The sequence below is a fragment of the Bacillus arachidis genome (genome assembly GCF_030285945.1).
GTDB lineage: Bacteria > Bacillota > Bacilli > Bacillales > Bacillaceae_G > Bacillus_A > Bacillus_A arachidis.
This window is the reverse complement of the sequence record NZ_CP127376.1, coordinates 1,440,236-1,457,920: the sequence shown is the minus strand read 5'-3', so window position 1 is coordinate 1,457,920 and position 17,685 is coordinate 1,440,236. Positions and strand designations below refer to the sequence as shown.

Sequence of the window (17,685 nt, the reverse complement as noted above, 5' to 3'; positions counted from 1 at the left end):
ACAAAAGACCTCTTCCAAAGAGAAGAGGTCTTATACATCTATAAGAAACACTCTCCTCATCTTTCAAGCACATGCTTGCTGGATTTGGCACAGCACTCTATCGTGAGTCCGCTGCCGAGGCATCGTAGGGCCAGTCCCTCCGCCTCTCTTTATAAGAAGGTTTCATATTTTATTTTTTAATAATAATTTCTTCCCTAACTTTACCCGCTTACTAATCAAAAGTCAATTATTATTTGTATAAAAATAGTTGGTATTTTTTGATATTTATACAAAAGTACGAATAAATCAAGCATTACAAACGAAAAATATTCATTTTAATTTTTGAATTTCTTTTTCTAAAATTGTAATCCAAGGGAATTTTTCTTTTTCAATTACTTCGATAAGCCATTTTGCTGTATCCACCGATTCATTATATTCCTCTTTAGAAATATCTCCATCTCTATATGCCTCTTCTAATTCGTCTTCATCAAGCAAATATATATCCCCATTAGGTAATAACACTACATCCAAATATAAATCATCAAAATATGGCATACCTCGCTCATCTATTTTATATTCTTTAGCCACATCAATATAATACTGCACTAATTCCCTTTTTTCATTTAACATAGCTGTGATGGCAAAGTTCTTATCGTTTATAAAATACTGCACCCACGTATAACCTGCATCTACAATACAAAGCTCTCGATCATTATATTTCTTATAGCTCGGCTCTTTTACCTTTTGTATACGCAATATACCTAACATACCTTGCTCTATTGCCTTTACTTCATATGTTTTCTCTATTAACCGATTCCAAGAAGAACCATCCCCATACTTTCTTTTCATTATTCCCTCTCCATTCTCTATGCAGAAAAGCCCTCACTCTATTGTGAGGGCTTTATTCATTACCAATTAAGCTGCTCGCTTCTCTGAAAGTTCTTTTAGATAAGCTTGTCCTTTTGCTTCATCATATTGACCTTCCCACTTAGACATAACAACAGCTGCTAAAGAGTTACCAACTACGTTAACTGCTGTACGAGCCATATCTAAAATACGGTCAATACCTGCGATAAATGCTAAGCCTTCCGGCGGAATACCTACTGTGCCAAGTGTTGCTAACAATACAACGAATGATACGCCTGGTACACCCGCAATCCCTTTAGATGTCACCATTAATACAAGCAATAATGTAATTTGCTGCGAAATTGATAAATCAATACCATACATTTGCGCTAAGAAAATTGCTGCAATTGCTTGATATAATGTAGATCCATCTAAGTTAAACGAATAACCTGTCGGAATAACGAAAGAAGTAATTGCTTTTGGACAACCAAACTTCTCCATTTTCTCCATAATTTTCGGTAAAACCGTTTCTGAACTTGCAGTAGAATACGCTAAAATAAGTTCATCTTTCAAAATCTTGAAGAATTGGAAAATATTAATTCCGAATATTTTCGCTGTCAAGCCTAATACAACGACAACGAAGAAAATCATTGCTCCATATACGACAATGAGCAATTTCCCTAATGGGATTAATGACGATAGACCAAATGTAGAAACTGTAACACCAATTAAAGCAAATACACCAAACGGTGCAAATTTCATAACTTGGTTCGTTACATAAAACATCGCATCTGCCACACCTTGGAAAAATTGAAGAACTGGTCTTCCTCTTTCACCAATTGCTGCAACGCCTAAACCAAATAGTACAGAGAAGAAAATGATAGCAAGCATATCACCATCAGCTAGAGATTTCACAATATTTGTCGGAACAATGTTTACAAATGTATCTGCAAAAGAGTGACTCTGTACTTGTTCTGTCGTGTGTGTATATTTAGAAATATCTGTCTTTGTTAATTTGCTCATATCTACGCCTTGTCCTGGTTGGAAAATATTCGCTACCAGTAGGCCTACAACGATTGCAATTGTTGTAATGATTTCAAAATAAATAATTGTTTTTCCACCTAATCGTCCAAGCTTCTTTACATCACCTACGCCAGCAACACCAACAACGATGCTCGCTACGACAATTGGTACAACAATCATTTTAATTAATCGAATGAAAATATCACCAATTGGTTGTAAGTATCCTACAACTGCTGTATTGCCATAAAAAATCGCCCCTACCGCAATACCCAGCGCAAGACCTATTAAAATTTGCCATGCAAGTCCAATTCTTTTCATACTTGCTGCAACCCCCTTCTTAGATGCTTTTACTCTATTTTTCTCGTTTGTTATGAAACAGTGAAATTAAGAGTATTACATATTATTCGACAATTCACTACATTTGTCCCTGTTTAAAATGATAAATCATAAAATTAAATCTGACAACAAAATAACTTTGCATGAATACAAATAATTTTCTTGACAAAAACAAAACCCATGTCAGAAAACCTAACATGAGAACGATTCCTCACTGATGATTTATAGGTTTCAAAAAAACGATTTCATTATGAAAAATGCCAACATTTCTCACTCGTTTCACATCACAAAAATTTTAAAATCCGATTTGGGATCCCGTTACATAGTTTCAAACTGATGACAAACTCCTCCAAATCATGCTAAATTCCGACAAATCTTAGCAATTTTATAAAATTTCCTTTACATTATGATTACAACAATAGACACTCTTCTTCTCCTTATGATATATACATTCATAGAGAAGGGAGCTAGACAACAATGAAGAAGAAATTTGCAGCTTTCAGCGTTTTAGCCGCAGGGACTATTTTTGTTTCTCCTTTGCTATCACCAGCATATGCAGAAACAAGTCAAGATAAATTATCTAATATTCAAGCCGAGTTAGAAGGCAATCAACAAGAATTACAGGACAAATCAGCAGAGAAAGAACAAATTGAAAAAGAAATACAAGAATTACAGAAAAAAATCGATGATTTAACGACTTCTATTAATAAAAACGAAACTGAATTAAACGATACAAAAAAAGAAATTAGTAAAACACAACAAACAATTGCTGAAAAAAAGAAACATATTGAGCAATTACAAACTAATATTGACACTCGCCAAGATGTCATTAAACAACGACTACAATCTATGCAAGAGAAACCACGAACAAACATCATAACTGAAGTATTGATGAACTCAAACAATTTTGCCGACCTTGTCGATAATGTGTATTCCGTTAGTTTAATTTTAAATAACGACACAGACATCGTAAAAAAGCAAACAACTGATCAAGAAACTGTAAAGGCAGAAAAAGAGGCCGTTGAAAAAATAGAACAACAACTAAAAGAATCCGAGCAACAATTGGAGCAAAAACAACAAGAACTTCAGAAAAACCAACAAGAACAACAGACACTTATTAACGATTTACATACCAAAGTATCAAAAGTAGATTCTGAGATTGAAGGATTAGAAGAATCAAAAAGTATTTTAGAAAATCAGCGTCAAGCTGTTCAAAAGGCGATTGAAGAAGAAAAACGCGCAGAAGAAGCTCGGAAAGCTGAAGAGGCACGTAAGGTAGAGGAAGCTCGGAAACAAGCTACTACATCTTCAGAAGCTGCTCCAACACCACAAGATACAAACAAAGGTGGATTTATTAAGCCAGCAGCCGGTTCAAAAACATCTGGATTCGGCGCACGTTCTTTAGATAACCATAAAGGAATTGATATCGCTGCTTCCGGAACAGTTCCAATTATTGCAGCTGCTGATGGCGTTGTCATTCGTTCCGAGATGTCATCCAGTTACGGAAATGTCGTGTATTTATCACATCGTATCAATGGTAAAACTTATACAACAGTATACGCTCATATGAGCAGTCGTTCTGTATCGAACGGACAAACTGTAAAGCAAGGCGAACAATTAGGATTTATGGGAAACACTGGCCAATCTTTCGGACAGCATTTACATTTCGAACTTCATATCGGTGAATGGAATGTAGGTAAAACAAATGCCGTTGATCCTTCTCCTTATATTGGATTATAAATAAAAAAACTCGGTTCATACCGAGTTTTTTTATTTATGTCCAAATTATATTCTTTATTATAAGCCCCTTTGTTTTTAACACTTTATAGGCATTTTACATAAACTAAAACAAAATGCCTATTCATCTGGGGGGATACACATGAATATAGAACAACAAGCAGAACTACAAGAAGCCAAAGAAACATATGTTGGCCGATTATTTACGCTTGGTAGTGCGATCCTATTTTTAATTGGTTCCGTTATATCAATTGCTACAGCTTATAAGACATATACTCGTTTATTACAAACATCTACATCACAATAAAGTGAAACTTTAACCAACGAGAGTATTACTGTCCGCGAATAGCGGGATAAAATAAAAAGGCAGGGAATCCCCCTCGCCTTTTTATTTTGTAAACATTTTAAACACTCCAATTGCATTCAAAAATACAATTACTACTGTTACTGGAATAATATAGCGTAACAAGAAAAACCACACGTTAAATAATGTTTTTCCTTTTGTTTCTGTAACTTCTAACTCCTTCATTAATAAATCTTTACTCATTTTATTTGGCACAAACAATGAAATCGCTAGTACTCCTAACGGCAGCAATACATTACTTACCGTAAAATCTACTAAGTCAAAAAATGTTTTTCCAAAGATTTTCACATCACTCATAACACCAAATGATAGAGCACATGGAATTCCAACGGCAAAAATGAGTAATCCGATAATAAATGATGCTGAAGGACGTTTCTTCTCATTATCTTTCGCTACAGACGCGACAACAATTTCAAGCATCGAGATTGCAGAAGTTAAAGTTGCAAAGAAGAATAAAATTAAAAACATAATAAAGAAAAATTGTCCGAATGGTATTTTCGCAAATACAGCAGGAAGAACGATAAACAGTAATCCCGGTCCTTCTGTTGGTTTAACCCCCAACGCAAAGATCGCCGGGAAAATCGCTAAACCTGCAAGTACTGTAATAAAAACAGTTAAACTTACGATGGATGTTGCTGATTTCGCTAAATGCTCCTCCTTCTTTAAGTACGAACTATACGTTACCATCACAGAGGCTCCTACCGTTAACGAGAAGAAAGATTGTCCCATCGCATATAAAATCGTATCTGCTGTTAACTTTGAAAAATCAGGTTTTAAGAAAAACTCTACCCCGGCCCATGCGCCATCAAGTGTAAGAGAACGGATAATAATAGCAATAAACAAAATAAATAATAGCGGCATCATATACTTACTTGCTTTTTCGATTCCTTTTTCTACACCTTTACTTACAACGAAAATAGTACAAAGCATAAAGATCAGCTGAGCGCCTACTGCACTAGCAGGATTCGAAATTGTTTGTTCAAACAATTTTCCATATTCAACTGCCCCGCTCCAAAAATCCCCTGTCACACTATAATATAGATATAATAAAATCCATCCACCTACGACGCTATAAAAGGATAATACACTAAAACAAGTAACAACGCCCATACGACCAATCCATGGATATAATTTACTATTTGGTACTAACAATTTATATGCAGTAACCGCTTCTTTTTGTGTACTACGACCTATAACAAACTCGGCTATAAGAAGAGGCATACCAATAAACAAAGTTAATAATAAGAAGACTAGGAAAAATGCTCCTCCTCCACCATTACCTGCAACGTATGGAAATTTCCATATCGCTCCAAGTCCTACTGCGGCTCCGGCTGCTGCGAGTACAAAACCTATTTTCGAAGTCCATTGCTGTGTTTCTTTCATGATAAAATCCCCTTTTCTGAATATTTACACTTTTATTAATTATACACTTTCATTTCATACTCGCACACCTCCTTTAGAAAATAAAAAAGTCCCCTACACGCTACTATGCATGTAGAGGACGATATATGTAATAGAATACCGTGGTACCACCTCAATTGGATTAAACAATCCCACTTGTTCAGGTACAGGAAACATCCGATACCCTATCCTTTTAACGGCGGAACCCGGGCTGCCTACTAAAATGTTCAGCATACCTCTCGCAAGCCCATTCTGTATATTTTATCGTACCGGGCTCACACCTTATCCCAGCTCTCTGAACGCATCAAATATACGTACTCTTCTTGCTCATCGATTTCATATATTGAAGTTACTAGTGATTATAGAGTAGATTGCTATATTTGTAAAGAAGTATTTAATCTATTCTTTTATATACCCTTTCATCTAACTCTTGTAAAAATCTTTCCCTTTTTTGCGGATTTTGAATGTACTCAGACTTCAACACTTCTTGTAATAAAATGTGCTGTCTTCTTTTTTCTAGAGACAATTTCTTCACCTTCATTCTCGCCTCATATAAAAAATCAAGGTACCCTTCATACACCTCATCATATTTTTCCGCAATATCATCTCGAATTTTTTTCGCAAGTTTTGGACTTGCACCTCCAGTAGAAACAGCAACATTGAGCTTCCCTCGATGAATAGTCGCTGGAAAATGAACATTTCCACTTTCAGGGTTAGTAATTACATTAACAAGCTGGTTTAATGATGCATCTTGTGCAATATGTTCATTTAATATCGCATCACTTGTAGCTGCTACTACTAAAAATGCATCTTCTAAATCACTTTTTTCATAGTCCTTTTGAAACCAACGAATTTGCTTTGATTCTACAAGCTTCACTAAGCTCGGATCTAAATCATGACTCACTACAACTATATCCGCTCCTTCTTTTAGTAAAGGAGCTATTTTATATGACGCTACTCGTCCACCACCAATGACAATAACTCGTTTATTTGTAATTCGAACTGTAAGTGGATACACGTTCATCTCCCCTTAAAATTTCTTCCGTCTTTTGGATCAATACCTCTTGAAACACATGATTTCTTCCCAAATAAGGACTTACATATATATTCAAATAACTATAATTGCGAACTTCTCGTTCAATATGTTTCATTAGCAATCCTGTAAATAATAAATAAGGAAGAACGACGATGTTCTCATTAGCTCGTTTTACAACTTCTTTTAACTTTTCTTCAAATCGCGGTTCTGCTGCAGCTAAATAACATACTTCTACCTTTTTAACTTTCTCTTCTTTTTCAAACAAAGAAGCAATACGTTTCATATCTTCTAATGCCCTAGGATCACTACTTCCTCTTGCGACAAGTAATAAGGTCACTTCGCTTTCAGAAACTTTAATGCCACTTCCCTCGTACGTAGCTGATACAAGGGGTTCTGAAACACCAAACGGATTTCCGTAAGTAATTGCAATGTGCGGATATTTATTTTGCAGTTTTTTCAATTCATTTGGAATATCTTCTTTCACATGCCCTGCTGCTAATAAAAAAACAGGAACAACAACAACTTCTGTTGCTCCTCTTCTTACACAAGCGGCAAACCCTTCTGAAATAGAAGGCCTTGTTAACTCTAAAAAGCACAGCTCTTGAATAGGAGCTGACACACGATTCATACAAGAAGAAACAAAATCTATCGCTTCCTCTTTCGCCTCTCGGAGCCTACTTCCATGGCATATATATAATACAGCTTTCATTTTATAACACTCCGCTTACTGGATACGTAATATCAGCCTGTTGTTCAAACCAATGAATTTTTTCACGAAAACGAACAACTTCCCCAATCACAATCATACTCGGATTTTGAATCTGCTCATTTCCGGCAATCGTTACAATTGTTCCCAACGTTCCTGTAATAGTTCGCTGAGATGATGTAGTTCCCCACTCCACAATAGCAACAGGTGTATCTTCCTCTTTTCCATGTTTCAAAAGTTGTTCACATATATAAGGAAGATTACTTACTCCCATATAAACAGCAAGCGTGTCAACACCTTTCGCTAAGTTTTCCCACTTCACTTCTTCTTCAGCACCATCTTTTCGATGCCCTGTCACAACAGCAAAACTCGCGCTCGCGTCTCGATGAGTAACAGGAATACCTGCATATGCTGAAGCAGCAATCCCAGCTGTAATACCAGGTACAATTTCAAATGGAATACCTTGCTTCGCTAATGCTTCTGCTTCTTCTCCCCCTCTTCCAAATACAAATGGATCCCCACCTTTTAAGCGCGTTACAATTTTCCCTTTTTTCGCATATTTAACAAGAAACGCATGAATTGTTTCTTGTTTCATCGTGTGATAGTTTGGGAGCTTCCCGCAATATATTAAATCTGCATTTGGCTTTGCATAAGAAAGTAATTCTTTATTCACAAGACGATCATATAAAATGACATCTGCTTGCTTGATACACTTAACTCCTTTTACAGAAATTAAATCTGGATCTCCCGGCCCTGCGCCAACAATATATACTTTTCCCATCATCTCTCCTCATTTCTACTATAAAGTGAAACTTCCATCCCTATTACGAATGGAAGTTACAATATATACCCATTTTGATTTACTGACATTTACGTCATGACTATAAAGAACAAAGGGGGATTCCCACTCGTTTCCTACCAACTTTCCAATATTTTGTATTACAACGTCTCTTGCTCATGAATGACAAATGCTGCCCCTTTTCGAATTTTCTTTTTTTCATATAGAGAGATTTCCTTAACTTCTGGCAGCGGTAAAAAATACTTCTCTAATTCTACTTCCACAAGTCTAAATGCCTGTTCTTCACTTTGTGCAACAACTACTACAGGAATAACACCATTTTCCAATACTGCTTCAAAACGATATAAATCCATATTGTCCTCCCCCCTATGATGCAATCACTTCTTCTAAAATAACATTTAACGCGGATTGTAAATCTTCTATACCAATGCGTCCAACAAACTCATAAAATGTTTCAGCTGGCAGTTTATACTCTTTAAAATATGTTAAAAATGATACAAGAACATTTGGAAGGTCTTCCCCATCAATTTTCCCTTTTAATTTTTGGTTATAGACGCCACCATCTAATAACGTACCACCTACATAAATTTCAAACGCTTCCACAATTCCTTTTTCTTTCGTTTTCAATTTCACCCCTTGCAAACCAATGTCTGCAATTTGTCTTTGCCCACATGAATTTGGACACCCTACCATATGAATACGAACCGGAACATCTAAAACAAGCTGCGTATCTAAATAATCTGCAATATTACGTAGTCTTTCTTTCGTTTCCACTAATGCAAGGTTACAATATTCAATCCCTGTACACGATACTGCATATCCTATGAAAGATTTTGGACTTGCAGAAATAGATTCAAATAAAGGTTCTTTTAACAGTCCCTCCACATTTTCTTTCGGAATATTCGGAATGATGAAATTTTGAGAATTACATGTACGAATCTCGCCATTTCCGTACTGCTTCGCAATTCTAGCAATTTCAAAGAACTCCTCAGAATGTAAACGTCCAACAGGTACGTTAAAACCAACGTATGATAAATCACCTTGTTTTTGCTTATGAACACCGTAGAAATAACCCGCGTTCCACCCTTTTAAAGCATCTTTTCCTTTATCATGTAAAGGCCCTGTATATTCTAATAATTTGGCTTTAAATTTTTCCGGTCCCCAATCGGCAACTAAGAATTTCAAACGTGCTAAATGTCGTTTTTCACGATATCCGAAATCACGGAAAACTGTAGCAATTGCAATCGCCACTGTTTTCACTTGCTCAGGAAGGATGAACAAATCTAGCTCTTGCGCTAAATACGGACGGGCAGATAATCCTCCGCCTACTCGTAAATGAAATCCTTCCACTGTTTTTCCATCAATCTCTTTTGTAGCTGGAATAAAGGCAGCACAGTTAATTTCAGCATTTGCTGCATTATATACATTTGTGCTGATTGACATTTTAAATTTCCGAGGTAAATTCGAGAATTCTTCATTATGTTGGAAGAACTCATACACTTCTTTTACAATTGGTGCTGTATCAAATAATTCGTCACCATCAATACCAGCAAGAGGATTCCCAATGATATTTCTTGTAATATCACCGCAAGCTCCAGCTGATGATAATCCTACTTTTTCTAATCGGTCAAAAATATCTGGTATTTGACCAATTTCAAGCCAATGGAATTGGATCGCCTGCCTTGTAGTAATATCCAGAACATCACGACCATAATCTTCCGCAATCGAAGCCAATACCTCCACTTGTTCATTCGTTAAAATACCAGAAGGAATATTCACGCGCATCATAAAATATCCCGCTTCTTTTGGCCGCTGTAAATATAACCCCGCCCATTTAAATGAATCCCATTCTTCTTTTGGAATAGAATCAAATCCATGTTCAGCATAATACGGAATCGCTTTAAAAATTTCTAACCCGTCTTTTTCTAATTTCTTTTTCTCTGTAGCATTTAACTTTTCATTGTTTGCCCACACTTTTTCATAACTCATTTTTATTCCCCCTATATAAAGCTACGCTCTTGTAAGTAACCAATAATTTGTTCTGCACATTGTTCGATTGAATAAAGATGTGTTTCTACTACCACTTCTGCCTCTACAGGCTCCTCATACGGCGAATCAATACCAGTAAATTGCTTAATATCGCCTTGCCTCGCTTTTTTATAGAGTCCTTTCGGATCACGTTTCTCACATTCTTCTATTGGACACTTTACAAACACTTCGATAAATTCGTCCGTTTCAAGAATATCGCGTACTTGCTGACGATCCACTCGGAATGGTGAAATAAATGCTGTTAATACAATTGTCCCTTGATCTACAAATAACTTCGCCACTTCACCAATACGACGAATGTTTTCTGTCCGATCACTTTCGGAAAAGCCCAAATCTTTATTTAAACCATGACGAATATTATCGCCATCGAGCACATAATTCCCTATATTTCTTTCGAACAACTTCCTAGCAACCACATTGGCTACTGTTGATTTTCCAGAAGCTGATAATCCAGTGAACCAGAGCACAAAACTGTGGTGATCACTTTTCTTCCGTCTTTCTTTTTTTGAAACAGATGCTGTATGCCAAGTAATATTTCTTCCCATCTTACTCTCTCCTTATTTTGTAACGACTTCTTTTTGCAAACCACGAATTAATATTTCTATCACCTCTTTACGGCTAAATGTACTTGGCGGAATTTCTCTATTTCGTAACATCTCTCGTACTTTTGTACCAGATAAAATAACATGGTCATCTTTACTATGTGGACACGTTTTCGTAGAAGCCATCGCTTCACATTTGGTACAGTAAAAACTATGTTCAAAAAAGAGTGGTGTAATCCCTATCTCATCTACTGTAAAGTTCGCAAAAATCTCTTGCGCTTCGTACGTGCCATAATAATTACCTACCCCCGCATGATCACGTCCGACAATAAAGTGTGTACAGCCAAAGTTTTTTCTAACTAGCGCATGAAATATCGCTTCACGTGGTCCCGCATAACGCATTGCCGCTGGAAAAACACTTAAAAAGACACGATCACTCGGATAATAATTTTTCAACAGCACTTCATAACTTTCCATACGCACATCAGCTGGAATATCATCTGATTTCGTTTCACCAACAAGCGGATTCAAAAATAAGCCGTCTACAATTTCCAGTGCAGACTTTTGAATATACTCATGTGCACGGTGGACAGGGTTTCTTGTTTGAAAACCTACTACCGTTTTCCAACCTCGCTTTTTAAATTCTGCACGAGTTTCGCTTGGATCTAAGTGATAAGAAGCAAACTTATCATTTTTAAAACGCTTTACAAGCGTGATTGTTCCTCCAACATAAATATTCGGTCTATCATATAATTTTTTCACACCTGGATGGGCAATATCAGTGGTTTTATAGACAAGCAACGCTTCTTGCTCTTTATCCGGTGTAAAAATATCTTCTATTTGAATGGAACCATACGTGATTCCCTCTTTGACAAGACGAACCTCTTCACCAATTTTTAATTGCTTCGCCTTTGCTTCCGTTATTGGTAGTGTGATAGGGATACTCCATACACTCCCGTTTACTAGGCGCATTGTTTCTATTACAGATTGATAATCCTCTTTCCCTAAAAATCCTGTAAGGGGGCTATAACCACCTACTGCAAGAAGCTCTAAATCACTTAAAGCCATTTGGTCTAATTCAATTTCTTTTGTAACTCCCTTGATTTCATAGGATTCATCAAAGCGATTTACTAATATGTTTGTTTTACTCATTTTCCTGTCCGCCTCTTTCACATATATTTAAAAGTGCTTAAATTCTTATTGATAATGAAGGCCACATTCCGTTTTCGACTTTCCAGCCCATCGTCCGTCCCTGGAATCTGCTCCTTCTCCAATAGGCAATGTACATTTTTCACAACCTATACTTGGATACCCAACGTCGTGCAGCGGATTATACGGTAAATGATGCTTAAATACGTAACGCCACACTTCCTTCCACGTCCAATGAATGAGTGGACAAATTTTAATAGATTGAAAGCGATGATCTTGATTGATAAATCTTGTATGTTTACGTGTTTCAGATTGTTCCCTTCTTAGTCCTGATATCCAAGATTTCCCACTTGATAAAGACTCTTCCAGCGGTAAAACTTTTCTTAATTTACAACAAAGATTGGGATTATGCTCCCACAGATTATCCCCATGCTCCTTTGCTTGCTCTTCAAGCGTTAGCGAGGGTTGTTTTTCAGTAATTTTGAGATTTGGAAACCTTTCGCGCACTCGCTTAATTAAATCGTATGTTTCTTGAAAATGAACGTTTGTATCCAAAAATACAACGTTTGCAGATGGATTTACTTGATTTATAAGATGTAGTAACACCATCCCCTCTACACCAAAGCTACATGCGTATACAATATCATCCTCATAATGTTTATAAGCCCATTCTAATACTTGTAATGCTCCCTTCGTTTCATCTTCCTCAGAAAAAGAAACGAAATCCTCTTTCCACGTTTCATACGTCAGCATGTTATTTCCCCCTATAACACAAAAAGACGGTTTTAACCTAATAAAATAGATTAAAACCGCCTCTAGTTTTTCTAGTCAGCGCTTTTTACTTTAAGCGTACTTTTTCACTTTTCTCAAGCTGAATCACTTTTCCATCTTGCACAACAATTGTAATGGAACCATATTTCATACCTGCAAGCATCGTTTGAATTTTCTCAGCTACTTCGTCAAAATGTCCACGTACTCCCACGAACAGCCCCCCTTTTTATTCATAAAAAAAATCTTTTCCATTTCGAAAAGACTGTTCGGTAATATATTTTACCTTATCTTTCAAAATGGATGCCATTTTGCTGGACTTAGCACCTTGCTTTCATAAGCAGGTTGCTGAGCTTCGTAGGGCCAGTTCCCTCCGCTTCTCTTGATAAGCTTTGTATCTGTATTTTATCATAATTCTGATTTTTTTCAATCCTAGTTTTCCGATATATTTTATATTTTTTCTTTTTTAAAGGAGTTGCTCAGTCTAAGCAACTCCTTCTTATTGATTACACAAGCTCTTTTATGTGTATGCGATCGTTCCCAATTATATTTTCATATGTTTCACGTTCAACAACAACTTGCGACGCTCCATCTTTTGCAAATACTACAGCTGGTCTACGAATGCGATTATAATTGTTCGCCATAGAATATCCATATGCTCCTGTACAAGAAATTGCTAACAGATCTCCTGGAGCAACTTGCGGCAATTCTATATCCCAAATAAGCATATCCCCACTCTCACAACACTTTCCAGCAATCGAAACAACTTCTTCAGCCGCTGCTTTCCCTCGATTTGCTAACATCGCCTCATAACGCGCTCCATATAAAGCTGGTCTTAAATTATCTGTCATTCCACCATCGACTGACACATATTTACGAATACCAGGAATATTTTTTACAGCTCCTACTGTATAAATTGTTGTTCCCGTATCCCCAACGATACTACGACCTGGTTCAATCCATATTTCAGGAAGGGGATAATTATTTCGTGTAAATTGTTCTCTCACTGCATCAGTGACAGCATGCACATATGTTTCAAGTGTAAGTGGTGTATCAGCTTCCGTATATCGAATCCCAAAACCTCCACCGACGTTTAACACCGTTACAACATAACCAGTCTGTTCTCTTATTTCTTCTAAAAAGTTATACAATACTTCAATCGCCCGAACAAATCCTGCTGTTTCAAAAATTTGTGACCCAATATGCGAATGAATGCCTAACACATTATAATTTGATTTTCCTAACGCTATTTGAATTGCCTGCATTGCCTGGCCAGTAGAAACCCCAAAACCAAATTTCGAATCATCTTGCCCTGTTGTAATATATTCATGCGTATGTGCCTCTACCCCAGGTGTAACTCGAATTAATATATTTACAATTTTTCCATACTGCTGTGCTAAATCATGTAATACTTCCATTTCAAAGAAATTGTCTACTACAAAGCATCCAATATCTGCTTGTAGTGCCATTATGATTTCTTCTTCCGTCTTATTATTACCATGAAAATGAATGCGCGATGCAGGAAAGCCCGCCTGCAGAGCAGTATACAATTCACCGCCAGAAACAACATCTAACGACATATTTTCTTCACGAGCTACTCGGCACATCTCCATGCACAAGAACGCTTTACTTGCATACGCTACTTGATAAGAGAATCCACTTTCCTGGAAAGCACGATGAAACGCGTGACATTTTTCACGAATAGAAGCCTCATCGTATACATAAAGTGGTGTTCCATATTGTTTAGCTAGTTGCGTTGTATCGCATCCTCCAATTTCTAAGTGTCCTTGCTCATTGATTCGGCTTGTGCCGTGTAAATACATTTGAATTCCTCCCTTATTCCCTCTACAACTTATAACCCCAGTCTTCTATTCATTGCAGCACGCTTTTGGATAAACAAAAAACGCGCGGAACAATGTTCACACGCGTTTCTTATTAGGAATCATATATCATGAAAAAATAAACGAGTTGTTATCTTCTCAAATAAGAAACCGCATCAACATCTCCAAATAGCTCTCCATAAAATAAAATTTTATGACAGTACTACATTTATTCAATGTAGTCCCAATATATGAATGATGTGGTCAATCTTATATTTCGGCAATAGTCCCTTTCAATCTATGATCACAGATTCCACTAAATCTCCCATAGCTTACTCTTTCCTATCGCGGCCTCTACCTTTGAGAGTAGATGAGGTAATACTATTTAATTTTCAAACAGCTTATATTGGTATTAACAATACCAAACGAATAATTTATTTGTCAAACAATTTTTTACATTAATTTTTTACAATTTAATTTCGTATCATTCGGCAAGCGCTTTATATCTATTTTTTTCACAGTCCATTCTCCCTCATCATTATCAAACGTAATTCTTATTTTTTCAAATGGCGGAAGCACCTTTCCCCTTTTAACTTCATATTTTGTCACTTCAATTACAGCTTGAAATACATATGTACCACTATAAATTTTTTTTAAACTCACGATTTTGGGACAATCATATGGCTTTAGTTTTCCATAATTCTTTTCAATCGCAGCATTTATTTTTGGAAACAATACAGAATAGAGTGCATCCTCCATTAAAGGTACATCATATTGTGCCGCAATCGCTGCTGGAGAAGAAAATAATATAAAAACACTACATAACGCTAAACAAAGTAACTTTTTCATTACAACCTCCATATCCTTACGCAACGTTTTCATCCCATTATTTTAATCAATGGATCAGCATCCATGAATTAAAGTTTCATTTTATTTTCTCCCACTTCTCTTTTTCTACTCGATTATTACAAAAATCATCCACAATCCGCTTTGTTCTCGTATAATAGTACACATAGTATAATAATCATAATCATATAGGGCTGTTCGTATATATAGTGAAACTTCTATTCAGTAAGGTACAATCACTATAACTGTCATAAGTATAGGAGAGGAGTATATTATGTTACAACATTTGTTCCCAAAATTACGATTTGCACTTGTTGCAGTCGTTTTATTATGGATCAAAACATATATTGTGTACAAGCTAGCCTTCGATATTAAAATTGATAGCTTCTTCGAAGAAATGATGCTTTTGTTTAATCCAATTGCTTCATTGCTTTTATTTTTTGGTCTAGCTTTATTAGCATCAAAATATCGAAATCGAATTATTATTGGAATAAGCTTTTTGCTGTCATTTATTTTATTTGGAAATGCAATGTTTTATGGATTTTATAATGACTTTGTCACATTTCCTGTTCTATTCCAAACAAATAACATGGCTGATTTAGGAACAAGTATTAAAGAACTATTTACGTACAAAACATTACTTCTATTTGCAGATGCGATGATCTTAATTTTTATTTCACGTAAGTTCCCGAACTTTTGTGATAACACACCACTGTCCCGCTCTGAAAAACGAACCTTTTTTAGTGGTGTAACAGCTCTATTAGCATTGCAAGTTATTGTTTCTGTCATTCATAAGCCACAGTTATTTTCACACTCTTTTGATCGTCAAACTGTTGTGAAAAATCTAGGTTTATACACGTATCACCTATTTGACATTACACTTCAGTCTAAATCTTCTGCAGAGCGTGTATTTGCAAGTGGAGACGGTTTTTCTGAAATTAAAAACTATGTGAATTCAAAAGATAAACAAGTTGATAAAAATTTATTCGGGGCTGCAAAAGGAAAGAACGTCATTTTAATTTCAATGGAATCCACACAAAATTTTGTTATCAACAAAAAAATAAATGGAAAAGAAATTACTCCATTTTTAAATCAATTTATAAAAGATAGTTATTACTTCGATAACTTTTATCATCAAACTGGACAAGGAAAAACATCCGATGCCGAATTTATTGTAGAAAATTCATTATACCCATTAGACCGCGGCTCTGTATTCTTTACGCATGCAAAAAATGAATACACAGCAACTCCTGAACAGTTAAAAAAATACGGATATTATTCCGCTGTATTCCATTCAAATGATAAAACCTTTTGGAATCGGGATGTAATGTATCCAGCACTCGGATACGATCGTTATTTTAACCTCAATGATTATACAGGAACAGAACAAATGTCTGTTGGTTGGGGACTAAAAGATAAAGAGTTCTTTGAACAATCGATTTCAAAGCTTAAATCCTTGCCACAACCGTTTTACACAAAATTTATTACATTAACAAATCATTTCCCATTTCTTTTAAATCCAGAAGATCAATATATTAATGAGTATAATTCTGAGAGTGGTGTATTCAATCGTTATTTCCCAACCGTTCGCTATACAGACGAAGCTCTTAAACTATTTATCAATCGATTAAAAGAAGAGGGGCTATATGATAATTCAGTTATAGTTATTTATGGAGATCATTATGGTATTTCTGAAAACCATAATACTGCGATGGCACAGTTTCTCGGTAAAGAATCCATAACTCCATTTGATTCAATGCAGCTGCAACGTGTACCACTTATTATTCACGTTCCTGGTCAAGAAGGAAAAATCATTTCCAAAGTATCTGGACAAATCGATTTAAAACCAACATTGCTCCATTTACTTGGTATCAAAACAAACCAATCCATTGAATTTGGTACTGATTTATTTATAAAAAATGAAGATCCACTTATGATTATGCGTGATGGTAGCTTCGTAACAAACGATTATGTTTATACAAAAAATATGTGCTATAAAAAAAGCACAGGTGAACCTATTGATTCAGCAATTTGCCAGCCATATATTGAAAAAGCAAAAACAGAATTAAATTATTCCGATAAACTTATATATGGAGATTTATTACGATTTGATCCTAACAATACATATAAAACAGGATCAATGATAACTAAATTTGAATAAATTTCAAAGAAACCTCAAATGATAACAACTTGAGGTTTCTTTTTTCTTAATTAAATCTTTACTCTTTCATAAACATGACGATCTTATCTAGCACCCCTCTCTCTCCCTTAGCTCAACCCTCAC

At 35.8% G+C, this 17,685-nt stretch carries 17 protein-coding genes, 3 riboswitches and 1 other annotated feature; of the genes, 3 read left to right on the top strand and 14 right to left on the bottom strand.

The annotated features are described in order from the left end of the window. Positions 1-53: 53 nt before the first annotated feature. A riboswitch (SAM riboswitch) is annotated at positions 54-158 on the bottom strand. Positions 159-309: 151 nt separating this feature from the next. Then, complete coding sequence (locus tag QRY57_RS08930; RefSeq protein ID WP_090691021.1) at positions 310-828, bottom strand: ribonuclease FAU-1 family protein; 519 nt, start codon at positions 826-828, stop codon at positions 310-312. Positions 829-894: 66 nt separating this feature from the next. Continuing rightward, positions 895-2,166 (bottom strand): glutamate/aspartate:proton symporter GltP, encoded by a 1,272-nt coding sequence (gene gltP, locus QRY57_RS08925; RefSeq protein WP_286017215.1) that lies wholly within the window; start codon positions 2,164-2,166, stop codon positions 895-897. A 495-nt stretch (positions 2,167-2,661) separates the two neighbouring features. On the opposite strand from gltP, the gene QRY57_RS08920 reads away from it, so the two are divergent. Together QRY57_RS08920 and QRY57_RS08915 are read left to right on the top strand one after the other, a co-directional pair. Beyond that, positions 2,662-3,924 carry a murein hydrolase activator EnvC family protein gene (locus tag QRY57_RS08920; RefSeq protein ID WP_286017214.1) on the top strand — a complete coding sequence of 421 codons (1,263 nt, stop codon included), beginning with the start codon at positions 2,662-2,664 and terminating at the stop codon, positions 3,922-3,924. A gap of 139 nt (positions 3,925-4,063) precedes the next feature. Then, a complete protein-coding gene (locus tag QRY57_RS08915) occupies positions 4,064-4,228 on the top strand; it encodes a hypothetical protein (protein ID WP_170833661.1) in 165 nt (54 codons plus the stop codon). An 81-nt stretch (positions 4,229-4,309) separates the two neighbouring features. Here QRY57_RS08915 and QRY57_RS08910 read toward each other — a convergent pair whose 3' ends face one another. The 12 genes from QRY57_RS08910 to QRY57_RS08855 all read right to left on the bottom strand — a co-directional run bounded on the left by QRY57_RS08910 (position 4,310) and on the right by QRY57_RS08855 (position 15,404). Next, positions 4,310-5,668 carry a sodium-dependent transporter gene (locus QRY57_RS08910; RefSeq protein WP_139265533.1) on the bottom strand — a complete coding sequence of 453 codons (1,359 nt, stop codon included), beginning with the start codon at positions 5,666-5,668 and terminating at the stop codon, positions 4,310-4,312. A gap of 111 nt (positions 5,669-5,779) precedes the next feature. Next, positions 5,780-6,026: a binding site (T-box leader), on the bottom strand. A 54-nt stretch (positions 6,027-6,080) separates the two neighbouring features. After that, entirely contained in the window at positions 6,081-6,704 is a 624-nt protein-coding gene (locus tag QRY57_RS08905; RefSeq protein WP_208016787.1) for an NAD(P)-binding protein, read from the bottom strand. Continuing rightward, complete coding sequence (locus tag QRY57_RS08900) at positions 6,673-7,431, bottom strand: sirohydrochlorin chelatase (protein WP_286017213.1); 759 nt, start codon at positions 7,429-7,431, stop codon at positions 6,673-6,675. The genes QRY57_RS08905 and QRY57_RS08900 overlap by 32 nt, the downstream gene beginning before the upstream one ends. Before the next feature lies 1 nt (position 7,432). After that, positions 7,433-8,209: a uroporphyrinogen-III C-methyltransferase gene (gene cobA, locus QRY57_RS08895; RefSeq protein ID WP_208016981.1), complete on the bottom strand. Its 777-nt coding sequence runs from the start codon at positions 8,207-8,209 to the stop codon at positions 7,433-7,435. 158 nt (positions 8,210-8,367) lie between these two features. Further along, positions 8,368-8,580, bottom strand: a complete 213-nt coding sequence (locus QRY57_RS08890; RefSeq protein ID WP_090691014.1) for a DUF3906 family protein — start codon at positions 8,578-8,580, stop codon at positions 8,368-8,370. Positions 8,581-8,593: 13 nt separating this feature from the next. Further along, a complete protein-coding gene (locus QRY57_RS08885; RefSeq protein WP_286017212.1) occupies positions 8,594-10,216 on the bottom strand; it encodes a nitrite/sulfite reductase in 1,623 nt (540 codons plus the stop codon). Positions 10,217-10,227: 11 nt separating this feature from the next. Further along, on the bottom strand, positions 10,228-10,821 hold the full coding sequence (cysC, locus tag QRY57_RS08880; protein ID WP_090691010.1) for an adenylyl-sulfate kinase: 594 nt from the start codon (positions 10,819-10,821) through the stop codon (positions 10,228-10,230). Between the two features lie 12 nt (positions 10,822-10,833). Continuing rightward, positions 10,834-11,970, bottom strand: a complete 1,137-nt coding sequence (gene sat, locus QRY57_RS08875) for a sulfate adenylyltransferase (RefSeq protein WP_286017211.1) — start codon at positions 11,968-11,970, stop codon at positions 10,834-10,836. Positions 11,971-12,015: 45 nt separating this feature from the next. Beyond that, positions 12,016-12,720 (bottom strand): phosphoadenylyl-sulfate reductase, encoded by a 705-nt coding sequence (locus QRY57_RS08870; protein WP_286017210.1) that lies wholly within the window; start codon positions 12,718-12,720, stop codon positions 12,016-12,018. A gap of 85 nt (positions 12,721-12,805) precedes the next feature. Next, positions 12,806-12,949, bottom strand: a complete 144-nt coding sequence (locus QRY57_RS08865) for a YezD family protein (protein ID WP_081810990.1) — start codon at positions 12,947-12,949, stop codon at positions 12,806-12,808. A 70-nt stretch (positions 12,950-13,019) separates the two neighbouring features. Then, a riboswitch (SAM riboswitch) is annotated at positions 13,020-13,127 on the bottom strand. A 114-nt stretch (positions 13,128-13,241) separates the two neighbouring features. Further along, the gene (gene lysA, locus QRY57_RS08860) at positions 13,242-14,558 is read right to left on the bottom strand and encodes a diaminopimelate decarboxylase (RefSeq protein ID WP_286017209.1); all 1,317 of its coding nucleotides are present in this window, start codon (positions 14,556-14,558) and stop codon (positions 13,242-13,244) included. A gap of 179 nt (positions 14,559-14,737) precedes the next feature. Further along, positions 14,738-14,920, bottom strand: a riboswitch (Lysine riboswitch). 88 nt (positions 14,921-15,008) lie between these two features. Then, positions 15,009-15,404, bottom strand: a complete 396-nt coding sequence (locus QRY57_RS08855) for a DUF3888 domain-containing protein (protein ID WP_026591282.1) — start codon at positions 15,402-15,404, stop codon at positions 15,009-15,011. 271 nt (positions 15,405-15,675) lie between these two features. On the opposite strand from QRY57_RS08855, the gene QRY57_RS08850 reads away from it, so the two are divergent. After that, a complete protein-coding gene (locus tag QRY57_RS08850) occupies positions 15,676-17,562 on the top strand; it encodes an LTA synthase family protein (protein WP_286017208.1) in 1,887 nt (628 codons plus the stop codon). Positions 17,563-17,685: the final 123 nt, after the last annotated feature.